The sequence below is a fragment of the Methanobrevibacter sp. UBA212 genome (assembly GCF_905233225.1).
Taxonomy (GTDB): domain Archaea; phylum Methanobacteriota; class Methanobacteria; order Methanobacteriales; family Methanobacteriaceae; genus Methanocatella.
The window spans coordinates 1-17,535 of record NZ_CAJODJ010000015.1; the positions used below are offsets into that span (position 1 = coordinate 1).

At 37.6% G+C, this 17,535-nt stretch carries 12 protein-coding genes; 8 read left to right on the forward strand and 4 right to left on the reverse strand.

All coding sequences use genetic code 11. From position 1 onward, the window contains the following. The coding region (locus QZ138_RS05065; protein ID WP_292887002.1) for an amino acid adenylation domain-containing protein at window positions 1–2,148 on the reverse strand (2,148 nt) is incomplete at its 3' end. Between the two features lie 222 nt (window positions 2,149–2,370). Then, window positions 2,371–4,218: a hypothetical protein gene (locus tag QZ138_RS05070; RefSeq protein ID WP_292887005.1), complete on the reverse strand. Its 1,848-nt coding sequence runs from the start codon at window positions 4,216–4,218 to the stop codon at window positions 2,371–2,373. Between the two features lie 154 nt (window positions 4,219–4,372). Between QZ138_RS05070 and QZ138_RS05075 the strand changes: the two genes are divergently transcribed. Both QZ138_RS05075 and QZ138_RS05080 read left to right on the forward strand, forming a co-directional pair. Further along, window positions 4,373–4,744: a DUF5518 domain-containing protein gene (locus QZ138_RS05075; protein WP_292887008.1), complete on the forward strand. Its 372-nt coding sequence runs from the start codon at window positions 4,373–4,375 to the stop codon at window positions 4,742–4,744. A gap of 14 nt (window positions 4,745–4,758) precedes the next feature. Beyond that, window positions 4,759–5,166 carry a hypothetical protein gene (locus QZ138_RS05080; protein WP_292887011.1) on the forward strand — a complete coding sequence of 136 codons (408 nt, stop codon included), beginning with the start codon at window positions 4,759–4,761 and terminating at the stop codon, window positions 5,164–5,166. A 7-nt stretch (window positions 5,167–5,173) separates the two neighbouring features. Here QZ138_RS05080 and QZ138_RS05085 read toward each other — a convergent pair whose 3' ends face one another. Continuing rightward, window positions 5,174–6,265, reverse strand: coding sequence for a formate--phosphoribosylaminoimidazolecarboxamide ligase (locus tag QZ138_RS05085; RefSeq protein ID WP_292887014.1), 1,092 nt, complete (start codon window positions 6,263–6,265; stop codon window positions 5,174–5,176). Between the two features lie 124 nt (window positions 6,266–6,389). On the opposite strand from QZ138_RS05085, the gene QZ138_RS05090 reads away from it, so the two are divergent. Continuing rightward, window positions 6,390–6,920, forward strand: a complete 531-nt coding sequence (locus tag QZ138_RS05090; RefSeq protein WP_292601328.1) for a metallophosphoesterase — start codon at window positions 6,390–6,392, stop codon at window positions 6,918–6,920. A 1-nt stretch (window position 6,921) separates the two neighbouring features. Continuing rightward, window positions 6,922–7,554, forward strand: a complete 633-nt coding sequence (locus QZ138_RS05095; protein ID WP_292601330.1) for an RlmE family RNA methyltransferase — start codon at window positions 6,922–6,924, stop codon at window positions 7,552–7,554. On the opposite strand, the gene QZ138_RS05100 is transcribed toward QZ138_RS05095, so the two are convergent. Further along, window positions 7,555–7,974, reverse strand: coding sequence for a hypothetical protein (locus tag QZ138_RS05100; RefSeq protein ID WP_292601332.1), 420 nt, complete (start codon window positions 7,972–7,974; stop codon window positions 7,555–7,557). A gap of 116 nt (window positions 7,975–8,090) precedes the next feature. On the opposite strand from QZ138_RS05100, the gene mcm reads away from it, so the two are divergent. The 4 genes from mcm to QZ138_RS05120 all read left to right on the forward strand — a co-directional run bounded on the left by mcm (window position 8,091) and on the right by QZ138_RS05120 (window position 17,512). Further along, the gene (gene mcm, locus QZ138_RS05105; RefSeq protein WP_292887101.1) at window positions 8,091–10,094 is read left to right on the forward strand and encodes a minichromosome maintenance protein MCM; all 2,004 of its coding nucleotides are present in this window, start codon (window positions 8,091–8,093) and stop codon (window positions 10,092–10,094) included. A 114-nt stretch (window positions 10,095–10,208) separates the two neighbouring features. Continuing rightward, window positions 10,209–13,061 (forward strand): hypothetical protein, encoded by a 2,853-nt coding sequence (locus tag QZ138_RS05110; protein ID WP_292887017.1) that lies wholly within the window; start codon window positions 10,209–10,211, stop codon window positions 13,059–13,061. 179 nt (window positions 13,062–13,240) lie between these two features. Further along, the gene (locus QZ138_RS05115) at window positions 13,241–16,027 is read left to right on the forward strand and encodes an Ig-like domain-containing protein (RefSeq protein ID WP_292887019.1); all 2,787 of its coding nucleotides are present in this window, start codon (window positions 13,241–13,243) and stop codon (window positions 16,025–16,027) included. A 240-nt stretch (window positions 16,028–16,267) separates the two neighbouring features. Further along, the gene (locus QZ138_RS05120; RefSeq protein ID WP_292887022.1) at window positions 16,268–17,512 is read left to right on the forward strand and encodes an Ig-like domain repeat protein; all 1,245 of its coding nucleotides are present in this window, start codon (window positions 16,268–16,270) and stop codon (window positions 17,510–17,512) included. Window positions 17,513–17,535 lie beyond the last annotated feature (23 nt).

A 17,535-nucleotide genomic window follows, 5' to 3' on the forward strand; every position in this document is an offset into this window, starting at 1 on the left:
TTCAGTATCAGTTTCAGGAAGTGTCAATGACAATTTGAGTTGAGGTTCAGGTAACTTTTTCAAGTCTGTTTTTCCGTTTGGAGTTTGCGGCATCTCATCTATTTGCATGAAAACCGTTGGAATCATGTATTTTGTAAGCTTATTTTTAAGATATCTTCTCAAGAGATTAATATCGATTTCATCTTCAGCTGTCAAATAGGCACACAGGTGTTCGTTGTTGTTGATTTCCTTGATTACAACAACGTTTTGTCTGATATGCGGGAATTTAGCGATATTTGCTTCAATTTCACCAATCTCAATTCTTAAACCTCTTAATTTGATTTGGTTATCGATTCTTCCCTTGATGTCGATTTCACCGTTTGGAAGCTCAATTGCATAATCTCCACTCTTATAATAAGGAATATCATTGATGGTAACGAATACCTCTTTGGTTTTATCATCTAGATTATAGTATCCTCTACTTACACCAACACCGCCAATGTATAACTCACCCATTACACCTTTAGGCAGCAGTTTACCGTCTATATCGCGAACATCAGTAACGTAGTTGTGCAATGCTTTTCCTACAGTAATATTGTCCGGACTGGTAATGTTTATTGAGTTACATGTTACTGTGGTTTCTGTCGGTCCGTAAATGTTGAATATGTCAGTATCTGCATTATCCAAAATTTTGGATACAACATCCTGCGGCAATATTTCACCGCCGACTGCAATATATGAAAATGTGGACAATTCTTCTGCAAACTTGTCATATTCAAGGTATTGCCTTATTCTTGATGGAGTTGTAAATGTAAGAGCATCCGGCTTTTGCCTGCGGATTAATTTAGTCAGCTCCCCAATATTTTTAACTTCACTATCATCCGCAAGAACCAATTCCAAACCAAACGTCAAACTCATAAAATCAAGCAGGAATGTATCAAAGGACACTGTAGTTATTGCCAATGCCTTCTTCATTTTTGAATATGCATTATAGATGATATTATCGTCACTTTTGGCAAATAAATTAGTAATGTTTTTATGACTGATCATTACACCCTTAGGATTACCGGTAGAACCTGAAGTATAAATCATATAAGCCAAATCATCCGCTCCAACATCAACATTAGGATTTTTGGCATTACCTCCACTAACCAGCTCATCAATGTCCAGGAAGTTTTCTCCTGATTCATTGGAAATGATATAATCAGCCTGACTATTTTCAAAGATATAATTTATCCTGCCCTGAGGATATTCAGAATCAATCGGAATGAAAGCACAACCCGCCTTAAGGATACCTAAAATAGAAGCAACCAAATTACTGTCCCTTGAAAGCATAATCAAAACATTACTTTTTGGCTTAACTCCCATGTCAATTAAAGAATTGGCTATGACATTTGCCTTTTGGTCCAATTCACGATAGGTCAATGTGGCATCACTAGCAACGAGAGCGATTTCATCAGGTTTTTCATTTGCCTGTTTTTCAAATCGTTTGTGAATCAAGGGCATTTCAACTTCACTAAAAGCAATATCTTCATTTTCACACACAAGGGCAATGTCAGAAATATTTGTTTTATCCAAATCAGAATCAATTATTTCATTGATGATTTTCTCAAGGCTTGACAGGAATAAATCAATGAAATCTTTTGTGTATAATTCATTATTGTAAAATAAAGACAATGAAACGGTTTTATCATTTTCAACAATGCTCAAATAATTTGAATATTCCAAATCTGACTTTAAATTATCATTGAAACTGTAATAGAATTCCGGCTTCAAAAGAAGGTCCCCTTCATCTACATCTTCGTCGAATCCTAAAGTCAGATTATAATTTTCATGAATCTTTTGTAAGAATTCTTTAATAGAGATTTCCCTGTTTTCAAATTTAGTGGCAAAAGGAACATTCTTCTGGTTAAAAATCAAAGTTTCATTTGAAAAATTAAACTTATTAAGCGTTAAAGACAAAGCTGCCAAAAAAAGATCGTTGATTGAAATTGAATTGGATTTTACAAATTCAACCAAATTTTTCTTTTCAAATTCATATTCAGATTTATCAATTAATCCGTTCTGCTTTTCTCCAATCTTGTTGGGAGAAATTAAAGTTGATTCATCAAAATCTGTCCACAATTTTGATAAATACTCATTTAAAGAAGTTTTTATTTTAATGCCCATAATATCAAACTTAAATTTTTATTAATAATATTATTTTTAACATTGTTAATAAAATTTGTTAAAACATTAAAACTATGCATTTTAGCGATAATTTAACTTTATTGTGAACAATTAACCCCCCCTACAAAATTGGGAGAGGTTCAAAAATTAAATTAAACTCGAAGTTGAACAAAACAGGAGTGAATTAAAAGAATTATAATAAAAAAAAGAAGGTAAAGGGAATCATCTGATTCTTATTATGCTTTTCTTGGAAAGAATAACATTCTTATTGCCAGACATTACCTTTACATTATGTTTACCATAGCTAAGTCTTTTAGTATTGAACTTGGCCACACCCTTCTTATTGGTTTTGACAGTGTAGGTCTTGTATTTCTTGCCTGTGTATATCTTCAATTTAAGCTTGATACCACTCATTGGCTTTTTGGTGCTTTTGTGTTTGAGGGAGACCTTGAAATATTTGGATTTTTTGTATTTGAACTTGACTTTAGGAGCCTTCACGATGGCTTTTGTCTTTTTGACCTTAAGAGTAGTTGTTGTGAGGACACCTGGAACCTTGACGTACCTTTCATCACCAGGATCAGCGCCAGGAATGCAGAATGCCTCATAAACTGTTATCTTGTATTTGCCTGCATTCAGTTTGGATGCCTTTATTGTAGCTATCCCTTTGGAGTTGGTCTTGATTGGAATGGAATATGTTTTCTTGGATGATTTTGCAACTGCAAGAAGTAGAATCCTCACAGCAGGCTTACCAGATGGTGTGACGACCTTGATTTTTATGGTCTTTCCGGAGTAGTATGTTGTAACCAGCTTTTTTGAAGTCACCTTGAGAAGGACGATCGCATTCATATTGTTGTCAAGCGCCTTGTTTTTGAATGTTTTTGAATTGTCGAGAATGATTTTTGGGGATTTGACTGCTGCCTCCTCGTTGGAGGTGAACTTGCATTGGGTTATCTTAAGCAATCCAGGCACGTAGTCATCTTCGCCCACGTCATTGTCAGCAAATATAGCTCCCACAAGGTTGGCAGTGTTTTTGTCAAATGAACAGTTTGTGACATCAACATTATATGCGTAAATTGCTCCTCCTTTACCTCCATTGTATCCGGCTGAGTTGCTTGTGAATGTACAACCAATGGCATTGACAGTACCTGCATATACTGCACCTCCACAATAATCAAAGGAATCACGGATGAGTTTAACGTAATTGGACTCAAAGATTGTGTTTACAAGGTTGAGCTTGGTTCCATAAATCGCCCCACCGGCGTTGGCGTAATTTCCCTTAAAGAAGCAATCCGTAATTTTTGCACTTTCTTCAAATGATATTGCTCCCCCACAGCTTTGGGCATGGTTATTGATGAAACTGCAGTTTACTGTCTCAAGATTATATGCATAAATCGCTCCTGCATCAGAACTGGGATGTTTTATATTTTTTCCAGGTTCTTTAACATAGTTGTTTGTAAAGTTGGAGTTTGTAACCTTGCACAATCCTGAAGTGAACGCATAAATGGCAGCCCCACTCCAGTCCCGGTAATTGTCTTTGAAGCTACATCCATCGATGTTCACTTTGACTGGAACCCTCTCAACATATCCCTCTGAATCGGCGAATATTGCACCATCTTTTGCATTTATGAATGTTATGTTGTTGAAGTTTACTGTGACCTTCTTGGTAATGTGAAATATTCCTGAAAGCTTTTTGGCATCAAGTGTGGCACCGTTTACGCCGTTGAAGGTCAATGATTTTTTAACGGCAATTGTCTTGCCTGAACTTGTGTATGTGCCGTCAAGCTCTATCACATCCCCTGCATTTGCGTTGTTTACTGCAGTTTGGATATTGGCAAATGTCTTGCCGGACGGCTTGACTGTGGAAGTCAATGGCCCGTCATCACTTGCCTGTGTTAAACCTGTCCCGTCATCTGAAGCGGACAAATCTTCACTGTTTTCCACCTCCAGTGAACTGTCCGAAGTGTTATCGGATGCATCATACAAGTCAGAAGCCTGTGAAGCAGAAGCAAAACCTATAGTGAGCATCAGCAGCACAAGCATTGAAACTAAAAATAGCTTGTCTTTAAACATTATTTTCACCTCTTGAAATATTATAATCTGATATATAATTATTGTACCTACGACTATATAATACTGTAACATAATTCATACATTCGTTGACATTCCGAGAAAATATAAAAATTTATAACAATGAGATTAGATAATTATATTAAACGGTGATATTATGGCTAATACCGGTGCAGTGCTTATTGGATTTATACTGACAATTGTTGTAAAATTATTTTTTGCACCCTATGAATTTATAGGATTATTGATTATAGGATTCATTACAGGATATCTTGCTCATTCCGGAGCATTAGGCGGCCTTTGGAATGCTGCACTTGCAGGATCATTAGGTACAATCATCAGTGCACTATTATTTATTTTGGTTGCAACATTTGGAGGAAGTTTTGCAGGCCTCTTTGGAGGATTGACCGGATTTACCATTTCCGGAATTACAAGCCTGCTTGCTGTGATTGAAAGTTTAATTTATTATGCAATTGTAATGGGAATTACAGGAGCAATCGGAGGAGCATTAGCTCCTAAAGACAACTAGTTTGGAGATATGAAATGAACAAATTTACAGATTTTAATTTCAAGGCTTTAGTGTTTGGAGCGGCAATAGCCGGAGCATTCATATTATTCGGATGGCAGATTAATGATTGGCTTTATCCATTTGCATCTATCGGACTTTTATATGCAGGATACGGTCAGAACAATTGGAAAGAAGGAACATTAAGCGGTGCGCTTGCATCAACACCTATCATTGTCTTGACATTCCAGGGATACATGGGCCAATTCGACGGATTTTTCCTAACTCAAAATGGAATGATTGCTTTAGCGGCAATGATATTTATTATTGGTGCATTCGTCGGTTTTGTTGGTGCATGGACAAAAAGAAGTCGTGAAAAAGCATTAGAACAACAAGCCAAAATTGGTAAAAATAAAAACAAAAAGAAAAATAAAAACAAAAAATAATAACAATTTATGTTATTATTTTTTCTAATTCATCTCTTTCTATACCGTTTTTGATTTCAAGAGCAATTCTTCTTCCCATACTCATTGGTTTACCGTAGGTAAGGTATGAGTAAGGAGAACCGTCCATGAATGTGTTTGTACCACCGTCGGTTCTTGCACTGATTTCAAAACAGATTACTTCCAGATTATCGTTCACTAATGTTTGCATACAGAACGGTCCGTTCAATCCAGGAGCAACTAATTTTTTAGCACTTTCAGTTAATTTATCAGCAATGTCAAACACTTGTGGAAGCAAGGATTCACGAATTACAGCTGGGTGGTTACCAGTTACAACATAAGATGGGCTTAAATCAATATCCAGTTGATCTTTTGCTGGCATTCTGACAAAACCGTCAATGCTTGATTCGTATCTTGTATCCATACCCATCAATTCAACCGTATCATCAAGAGCTGAGTAGAAATAGTGGATACAATAGTTACAGCCTGAAACATATTCTTCAATGTGAGCTGCCTCTACATCACTGTCCTCTAACCATCCACGAGCTTTCATAGCTTCAATTTTTGCGTCGAATTCTTCGGTAGATGATGCTACAAAGTAACCTCTTCCACCTCTTGCGCCTGGGAATTTGACCATTACCGGACGGTCAATTTCTGAAGGGCTGTTGTATTTGAAAGGTATTCTTACACCACCTTCAACAAGCAATGCTCTTTCCTTGTCCCTTTCAGCTTCCCATCTGAGCACGTCCCTGTTTCCAAACATCGGGACATTGAACTTATCTTCCACGTTATCAAGACCGGCATATGCAACAAAAGATCCATGAGGAACAACGATAGCATTCATATCTCTGAGTTTTTGTTGAACATCCTCGTTGACAATGTCTTTGAATTCATCAACAATGATGTATTCATCTGCAACGCCAAATCTTTGATATGGAACTTCTCTTCCTTTTTCACAAACGATAGCGGTTCTAAACCCTTCTTCTTTTGCACCTTGCAAAATATGTAAAGAAGTGTGACTTCCGAGAGTAGCTATTGTGATTTCACTTTTGTCATAACCAGCCAAAATTTCTAAAATATCTTCCTTTTTAACTTCTCCCATTTTATCTTCTCCTAAAAGAACGATGTTTAAATATATGTTTTTAACAATTAATAAAGTTTTTTTAATTAATTTTAATAGGCATAATTAACAAAAGATTATATTAATAATTAAGGAATGAAAAAAAATGTTGATTGGTTTAATATCAGACACCCATATACCGGACAGGGCAAGAATATTGCCTCAAAATGTGATTGAAGCATTCAGCGATGTGGAACTGATTCTGCATGCAGGAGACCTGACTTCACCGAAAGTCATAGATGAGCTGGAAGAGATTGCTCCGGTCATGGCGGTTCAGGGAAATATGGACAGGGCCCATGGAATTGACCTGCCGAAGGCAAAGATTGTTGAAGTTGAAGGCCTTAAAATCGGAGTCATACATGGAGAAGTCTATCCAAGAGCGGACAGCGACCAATTACTGTATCTGGCCAAGGAACTGAATGTCGACATCCTTGTTTCAGGACATTCCCATCAGCCCAAAATAGAGCAGAAGGAAGGGATTTTGCTTTTAAATCCCGGAAGTCCCATTGTTCCAAGACTAGCGGACAGAACCGTGATGCTTCTTGAAGTCGACAACAGGGCAGTTGATGTGGAAATCGTAAAGATCGGCTCACCGGTATGCAGCGCACTTGATTTTGACCAGTACAAGAGGGATTGAAATGGGAAGCAAATGGCAAATGGAAAAACATAATGACCCATATTATAAAAAAGCTAAAAAAGAGGATTATCGTTCAAGAGCATCATATAAGCTCAAACAGCTTGATAAAAAATATAAACTCATCAAACAGGGAAATACTGTAGTGGACCTCGGTGCGGCACCCGGCGGTTGGTCACAGGTCGCCCTTGAAAAGGTAGGCGAAGAGGGAATCGTCGTTGGGGTTGACCTTAACAGGTTCAAGAAGTTCCATGAAGAGAACTACTATGGAATCAGAGGGGATTTCACAACACCCGAAGTCCAGGAAAAGATCATGAAAATAATCGGAGGAAAGGCCAAGGTAGTGATGTCAGACGCATCACCTTCACTTTCAGGCATCAAAAACATCGACCAGCTCCGATCCATCGACCTGACATATGCAGTTATCGGAATAGCTGAAAATATCCTTGAACCGAAAGGCAATCTTGTCATGAAGGTATTCCAGGGTCCCGAATATAAGGAAATGCTGGATTCACTTAAAGGCAAATTCAGACATGTCAGAACCACAAAACCAGCATCATCACGTAAAAAAAGTTCTGAAATGTATGTGGTCGGGCTTGAATATATGCCTAATAAAAAAAAGAGAAAAAGAAAATAATTAAAGTTCCTTGTAGGCATCAGCAGCTGTTTTAAGTTTTTCTTTAGCAAAATCAATCCTACTGTCAACTTCATTTGATGGCTTGCCGGCATCCAAAGCACTTTGGACATTCTGAATAGCCGAATCTGCCCGTGACAGCTCTATTTTTGCATCATTGTAAACCTTGACATCATCAGCACCCTTAGCATAATAAGTTGCCTTGATATTATCGAATTTTGCAGACAGATTGTTATATGAAGATCTTAACTCTGCAAGTTCATCATATTGAGTTCCAGATGATATCTCATTTGTAATCCCATTGGAAACAGTACTATAACCTACATATGCCACAACAATAATTGTTGCGATAATCATAATGACTCCAACAACAGAAATCAGCATTGAAGTGGATTTGAATAAGCTTAATCTAGATTTTCTCATATTAACCTCAATAATAAGTAGATTAGTTAGTAATATATTGATTTTACTATATTAATGTTACTTATCAAATGCTCTTAGGCAATGTTTTTTAAGTATAAAAAAATAATATTATGACAATGAACTCTACTACCAAAACACAAACATCAACTGCAAAATTTGAAGAATTTTTTGCAACATCATATAAGGATGACGTATTTAAAATACTTGAAAAATATCCTGATGACAGATCACTGACCGTAAACTATCAGTCATTGGAAATGTTTGATCCTGAATTAGCTGATTTGCTGATTGAAAAGCCTGAAGAGGTTATTCAAGCGGCACAAATGGCCATTAAAAATATTGACCCACTGGTGAAAGACGCAGACATCAACATTCGTTTTGAAAACCTGAGCAACATCATCCAGTTAAAGGACCTTTTAAGCAAATACATTGGAACATTTGTGGCTGCTGACGGTATTGTGAGAAAAACAGATGAGATAAGACCTCGTATTGAAACCGGTGTTTTTGAGTGTAGAGGATGCATGAGACTGCACGAGGTCGAACAGACATCTGGAAATCATATTATTGAACCTTCATTATGTAGCGAATGTGGCGGAAGATCATTCAGACTGCTCCAGGAGGAATCAAAATACATTGACACCCAAACAGCAAGAATGCAGGAGCCGCTGGAGAATCTATCCGGAGGAACCGAACCTAAGCAAATGCTGATGATTTTGGAAGACGATTTGGTCGATGATTTAAATCCCGGAGACAAGGTGAGAATCACAGGCACATTGAAAACATTCAGGGAAGAAAGAAGCGGCAAGTTCAAAAATTACATTTACGTCAATCATATTGAACCCTTAGAGCAGGAATTTGAGGAGCTGCACCTTTCCGAAGAGGATGAGGAAAAAATCATTGAACTGTCAGAGGATCCTCACATTTACGACAAGATTATCAAATCCACAGCACCATCAATCAGAGGATACAGGGAAGTCAAGGAAGCCATTGCCCTGCAGCTCTTTGGTGGAGCTGCCAAACAACTCGAAGACGAAACCAAACTAAGAGGAGACATCCATATTCTCATTGTCGGGGACCCAGGTATTGGTAAATCCCAGATATTGAAATACGTTTCAAGACTCGCGCCAAGAAGTATCTATACAAGCGGTAAAGGTACAAGTGGTGCCGGTTTAACTGCAGCCGCAGTCAGAGACGAACTTGGAGGATGGTCTCTTGAAGCAGGTGCACTGGTACTTGGGGACCAGGGTAACGTTTGTGTTGACGAACTGGACAAGATGAGGTCCGAAGACCGCTCAGCGCTTCACGAAGCACTGGAACAGCAGACCGTAAGTATCGCAAAAGCTGGAATCATGGCAACATTGAACTCACGATGTTCCGTTCTTGCAGCTGCAAACCCTAAATTCGGTAGATTCGACAGATTTAAAGTCCTTGCAGAACAGATTGATTTGCCTGCACCAATCATTTCCCGTTTCGATTTGATATTTGTAATTGAAGACAAGCCAAGCAGGGAAAAGGATTCAGACCTGGCAAAGCACATTCTGGAAATACATAAGGAAAATACAGTCAACTACGAAATTGAACCTGAACTGCTTAGAAAATATATTGCATATGCCCGTAAGAATGTCAATCCACGCCTGACCGATGAAGCCAATGCCATCCTGAGGGAATTTTATGTAAATACAAGAAACAGCAATCCCGAAGAGCAGGGCGCCGTTCCGATTACAGCAAGGCAGCTGGAAGCTACCATTCGTCTGGCGGAAGCAAGTGCAAAAATCAAACTCAAGGATAAAGTGGAAGCAGAGGATGCAAATAAAGCTGTGAAACTGACAATGTTCTGTCTTAAGGACATTGGTGTTGATCCTGAAACCGGTGAAATCGACATTGACCGTATCGGAGACGGAACACCAAAATCCGACAGGGACAAGATTCAAAGGGTTACCGAAGAAATCGCACTCCTGGAAGAAGAGTTTGCCGGCGATGCACCATTGAATGTGCTTCTTTCAAACATGAACGAAAAATATGGTGTCAGTGAAGATAAAACCGAACAAATCGTTAGAAACCTCAAGCAAAAAGGAGTCATTTACGAACCTAATACAGGATACTTCAGACGTGTTCTCTAAAATATACAAATTATAATTTTGAAATGCTCCTCATGTACATATTTCCGATGGCATAATTATGTGACGTTCATAACATTATATTTAATAGTAATTAAAGACAAATATAAAGTCATTATGAGAAAATTGCTGTTGGTTGTTTTAATCTTATTTTTGGTTATGGGTGCTGTCAGCGCCCAGAATAACGCAAATGGTACTGCAGACCATGTGCTCAAAGATAGGGAATACAATACAGACATCGACGATGATGGAGACCCTATGCTGGTCGAAGAAAACGGTTATATACCAGTTGATGTCAATGTTGAGGAGGCTTGGAGTCTTAATGTTTATATTGACAGACAGGACTCTGCAATAAATGATGAACTTGACAATGTGACCTATAGCCATGTTGATATTCCTGCAAGCGTGATGAATGGTGATGATGAAGTGCCTCTGGGCTTGGGAGAGCATAGCATAGTCTATGAATTCAAATTCGCCAATACCACTTCAATATACAGTCCCGATGCATATATCAGTGAGTCAGGAGTATATTTCGACTTTAACTTTATCCGCAGCAGCAAAACCCCCCAGGATTCCATCTACCGGTTCACATCACAATTCAACATCATCCCACCTATAGAACCAATAGTGAAAACATTAACCCCCGATGATTTTGACATGACATATTCCGATACTCTTTCATTCTATTTCAAGGGATTGAGTTCATCAGAAGTTGACATCTATCTTGACGATGATTTATTCACCTCATTTGAAGTCGACGAAAATCCCTTTGATGAGGAGATTGACACCTCAAAGCTGGCAATAGGATCATATAATTTTGTCTGCATAGTGAAATCGGAAAATGTCTATGCTGAGTATAACGTTGATGCGAGCACCTCAAACTCAATGGTTCGCATTGATTTCGTCAAATCAAAAGTTGTCAAAACACCAAACAGATACATCACAATAATAAATACCACTTTAAACGTTTGTGACTTTCCAGAATTAAATCCGATTTATATAAATGCCCCTCCGATTGACATAACCTACACCAGAAGCATTCCAATGCGCTTTGAAGGACAGGGAGATGGGGATTTTAAAGTCTATATTGACGGTGAAAAGGTTTATGACAACAACATTATGCTTTCATGGGAAAATACCATCTATGCGCCTACCAAGGACAACAGCGGAAATTACTTTGATGTTGGAGCCCATGACATCTCATTCGAATTCACATCATCAGACAAGTATGTTCTTTTCAATCCAGAAATAACCCTAAGCAGCAATATCCTAGTATTCAACTTTGCGGATGCACAGCAAAGCGGATCCTTTTTAAATGACAAGTATATCGCAAATACAACACTGAACATAATCGACAAGGGCACACAGTTCATCCCAATAGAATCAGATGCCGTTGTAAGAATCGTTCATACAGATGACATAAATCTTAAAATCGACACCTTGCCTTATGCATATAATCTGACCGTTTTTGTAGACGATGTTGAAATCTATGACTCATACACTACTGAGGAAGCAATCAGCATCAAGACATTCTTTGGAAGGTCCTCCATTTCAGAGACAAATGAAAGGGACATCCAGACAGGCACCCACAAAATAAGGTTTGAGTTCAAGGCATCATACAAATATGACGTTGACGCATCATTTGAGGATGGCGTGCTTAATTTCAAATTCAAGCAAACCGGTTCCGGCATTGAACCTAAAGGAGTCTATCAGTTCAACACTTCACTAATAGTTACCGAAAAGGAAAAGACAGTCCATATTCTTAAAGTGAAAAACCATACCTATTTTGACGATACCGAATTCATTGTCAAGATGGATGAATATGAACCGGAAACCGACGACGACTGGGATGATTTGGATGATGATGAGGAACCTCCGATAGGCACACAGGATGTGGGAATCATAATAAGCAATGAAAACGGAGTGGTCTACACCGGCGATGAGCTGATTAACGTTTACGAACATCTGGATTGGAACTACGAGTTTGAAAACGAAGAGCTGCCTAAGGCCGGAATATATACCATGAAAATCATCAACCTGGCAGACAACACATATGATACTGCAAAATTCGAAGTCAAAAAGGCAAATAGGATTTTCAGCAAAAAATACATATCAGATGATTTCAATGTTCTTTTCACACTTGACTTTTCATCATGCAGGTCAGATTTGAAAAGCCCATGCACAATTACCCTGGACAATGAGAAAAAGACAATCAACGTCAAAAAGGGCGCAAGTAAAAGCAAATATGAAGTGCTCTTTAAGGACATAGATCCGGGAACCTACACCGCAACATTTACCCTCAAGGGAAATGACATATACAATGACGTTACATTAAAGTCAAAGGTCACCGTGAAAAAGGAAGCTCCGAAAATCACTTATCAGAAAAGCGGCGGAAATAAGCTTGAGCTGACCATAGACATAGGCAAATCCAAAAGCAATGCTGTTCTTACCGTAAGTGCAGGAGGCCAGCAAAAGAAATTTACAGTAAACAAGAATACAAAACATCTTACAGTTGAATTCAACAGTCTGCCGACCGGCAGCTACGATGTTGAAATAGATTTCAACGGCAATGAAAGGTACACTTCCAAAACACTGAATACCGCAATTGAAATCTCATATTCACAGCCTTCAGCTCCAGAAACAATCCCTGATGACAATACCGATCCGGGAAAAGGCTTTGGAAACAACAAGGGCGGAATAGGTACTGGAAGCGGTGACTCCAATGCGCTGGGCAGCGGAAACGGCACATACAACGGAAAACTGTCCATGAACGGCAAGGGATTCAATGGAGATTTAGGCTCCCAGGGAAGCGGACACGGCGATGGTGCCAAAAGCTATGAAATAACCAAAAACATCAAACTCGATGAAGGCTCAAATACATTGCTGATATTTCTGATTATAGCGTTCATTCTTCTGATTTTAAGTTTCCTATATGAAAGACGCGAAAAGGATGACCCCGAGGAATACTAGTTTCCAAGTCGTGTTGACATTGTGATTAAAAAATCAATTATCTTTTTTTTTCAAAATCATTTATAATTTAAAAAAACACTTAAACTGTTCGCAGATTTCAATTTTATATATCAGTTCATTCAGATATAATATTATATTCTCTTATGAATATTGTAGTGAAAACATAGAGTTGTTTAATTATGAAAATAAAAATGATAATGCTTATAACGTTTCTGTTATTGGCAGTTTTAGCAATAGGTGCCGTCAGTGCGGCTGATGATGCTGCATCAGACAACATGACGGTCAGTGATGATGCGGATGTCATCGCAGAAGATGATGACGATTATTATGGCATCGAGATAAATGATGAGAAAATAGACATTGATGACGAAACGGAATATGTTGCAGACATAACATTGCCCAAAATCACCAAAGGCAGTTTCCAAATCTTAAATGGTGAAGAAGTGGTTACACGTTTGGATGTTGATGATGCGGTAATTGCACGTTTAGATGATGACGATGGTGATGAACATTGGGAGTATGATGAAGATTATGGATTTGAGGGCACTATCTACATGGAAGACTTTGATTTAACCAAAGTTAATGATGGTGATATACTCTCCTTTAAATTCTTTAAACTCGTTGGAGGAAACTATGATGAAGAAGAAAGTTATACAAAAATGTGTAACGTTAGCTTGACCAGTTCAACAATGAGATTAATTGATTGGAATAGCGATAGTGAAATTGATGGTGAAATTCAGATTAGTGAAATTGACCTCAACAATCCTGATGAAAATTTCGCATATGTCAATGTCACCCAAAAGGATTGTATTTTCAGAATAACCCTTGAAACTGATGCTAGGGAATTTGAAATATTAAATGAAAATTTAAATACTACTGGAAGAAGATATACCGAATTCAACGATGAAGAAGGAAATCACTATTATATTTTTTCTTTCTCATTAACAGACATAAACAATTACATCGCTGAAATGTATGATGGAGATTCATTAAATGGTTTTATTGACAAGAAAATTATGTCCACCGGAGATGACATGAATTTCGAACTCATTGAAGATGATGAAGACGAAACTGAAATAGATTCCATATTAATGACTATTACCCTTAAGGACGGAAAGGTCTTATTTGATGATGAAGATGATGTTGACGTAGATTATGGTAATCTAGACATCATCATGTACGATGGTTGGCAAGAAACTGAATTGCTTGTGTTTGAAGTTATGGCAGATATAGACGGTAAAATCGTGATTTATCTCAATGAGAACAACACCCCTTCATTTGAAAAGGACATAACTGAATTAGAACCAAGCGAAGATTCTGATGAAGATTACAACTATTATATTATCCGTGTTGGTGATTTAAACATAAAGCAGGCAGGAACATATGTAATACGTGATTACTTCTATGATGACGACGGAAAAATGATATACTCATGTGATGAGGAAGACCCTGAAGTTTTAATCTTATATGAACCTCAAACAATGACCGTTGGCAATGTAACAATCGATGTTAATCCAATTCCTGCAACAATCACCGGCAATGAAAGTTTGATTACAATCAATGAAAATGCCAGTGCAGATGATACGGTATTGGTGTATGTTGATGGAAACGAAACTCCAATCCAAATCAGGGTTGGTGGCTGCGAAAAAGATGAAGATGGAAATTATGTCATAGGTGCCAAGGAATTAGGAAATCTTGGAGTTGGAGAACATAATTTGACAATCTCATACAAGGGATCTGATTTAAACGCTACAGTTACTTTATTCTCCCACATTGTAATCGAAATTATAGAGGAAGACCCCGTTTACACCACTTTTAATGATATTTTTGTTTTCATCGGCTTAGATGATGATGAAATGGACATTCGCAAAATTGAGGGCACAATTAATTTAACCCTTACAGACAAGGACGGAAAAATCATACAATTTTCAGATTATATTGAAAATTTATATTACTATGGAGAGGATAATGCTTACGTTATACGCACTGGAGACCTTGATACTGAATTGAATGGAACATACGCCGTTGTTGTAAAGTATTTCAACGATAATGAGGGAACAACTCAATCTGAAGGCAATGTAACCTTCAAATCATTCGACCCTAAAGAGTACGGAACATCAATTAAAGACATCATCAAAGATGGAAATGATTATGCAATCACATTCACAGATCTTCCTCTTGACTGCGACATTCTAGTTAAATTTGATGGAACTACCACTAAAATAAGCGAGTCAGATTTACGCAAATGGATGAACGTGACAACCGGAACATATTACATAAAATACAGCAGGCTAAATGGAACTTCAGACGGACCTCATTCAATAAGCGTATACCTTGACAATGCTCAACAAACAGAGCTTGCCAGTGCAAATGTCTTCGTTGATGTCGAAGAAAACTTTGATCTTGGATTAACAATAACCGCTGCAGACATCGAGGAAGGAAAAATCGCCAATGTGGAAATCACAACCAACTCCACATTCACCGGAGACATCCTGGTGCAGGTTGCAAATCAAAACCGCACCGTCAATGTCGTTAACGGAAAAGGCAGCCTTTCACTAACCGGCCTAAAGGCAGGCACTTATACTGTAACCGCAACATACAAATCAAATGGAATATTTGCTGACAGCACCAAGACAAAAACATTCAAAGTGACTTCCAAACCGGTTACACCTGCCAAAAAGGCGAATGTCATTAAATTGACTTTAAAAAAGGTCAAAATCAAGAAATCCGCCAAAAAGCTTGTCCTGAAAGCTACCTTAAAAATCAACGGCAAGGCCGTTAAAGGCAAAAAGGTCATCTTCAAATTCAAAGGCAAAAAATACACCGGAAAAACCAACAAGAAAGGTGTTGTAAAAGTCACCATCAAGAAGAAAGTATTGAAAAAGCTCAAGGTTGGCAAAAAAGTAACCTACAGCGCAAAATACTCTACCAAAACCGTCAAAAAAACAGTTAAAGTCAAAAAATAAGGATTCAACTCCTTATTTTTCCTTATTTTTTTAAAACTCTCCAAATACCATCTTAAAATTCAAGTGAATATCCTGCCTATCCATATTCAGATTTTCATAATCATTATGCAATCTGATTTTTTAAGTTTTAAAAAAAGCCTAAAACTGCCAATAACAAATGTTTATATAAGATTAAAGATAATAAGATTAAATATTATTTTAAAATATAGTTTAAAATTACCGAAAAAGGAGGAATAAATAATGAAAACTAAATTAAAAATATCTGGAATATTTGTAGTTTTCATTGCAATGCTACTTTTGATGGGTGCTGTTTCAGCATCTGACGAATCCATTAGCAATCATACAATATCTGAAGTAGAAACTACAGAATTAAATGCTGATGAAAGCGTTTTAAGCTTAGAATCAGTCGATGACAATATTATTAAGGAAAAGGAATCCACACAGGATTCAACTATAACTCAAACTAATGACAATGCTTTAGGAAATTCAACTGGTGAAAACACCACAACCGAAGGCGTCATTACAGCAAGCGACCTTAAAACCGAGTACCATTCCGGAAAAACAATCAAAGTAACAGTAACAGATAAGACAACAGGAAAAGGAATAGCAACTACCCTTAAGGTCCAATATGTACAAAACGGCAAAATCGCCAAAGAAGCAAGTTATAAAACCGATTCCAATGGGGTAGCACAAATTACAACCGCACTCCCTGTAGGAAAATATGTCTTTAAAATCAGCCACGATGACACCAAGGACAATGTGACTGCAGCAACTGTAAGCAAAGTCCTGTCAATCGTAAAAACCACTACAAAAGTGACTGCAAAAAAAGCTACCGGATATAAGGGAAATAAGATTACCCTAAAAGCGGTACTGAGCAAGACAAAAGACGGCAAAAAGGTTAACGAAGGAAAAGTTAAATTCAAAATCAACGGAAAAACCTACACAGTCAAAGTTAAAAACGGAGTTGCAACCAAAAAGATCAAATTGACCAAGGTCAAAACATACAAATACACTGCACAGTTCCTCGGCAATAAAAACATCAAAAAATGCAAAGTTGCAAGCGGAAAGGCAGTTGTTAAAAATACATACGCAACCAAAATTGTTGTAAACAACATAAGAGGCCAATCCGGAGACAAAGTGAAATATCAAATCCAAGTATTAACAAAATCCGGCAAGAAAGTTACTTCCGGACAAGTTAAAATAACCTGGAACGGAAAATCACTCGTCTGCAATGTCACAAATGGAGTAGTGAAACTCATTGGAACCCTTGGTGGAAACTTCAAAAAAGAAGTTAAAGGAACCCAATATTTCTATAAACAGTTCACTACAAAATTCAAAGCAAAATACATTCCAACATCCTTAAAATACAAAGGAAGTTCAGCGAAGTATAAAATGGTTTCAACCTACAAATGCAGCGTATGTGGCAAAACAGATTCACACACCCATATTGTAAATGGAACCTCAACCAAGATTGTGGTATCTTAAGAGAATTCATTTCTCTTACCCTT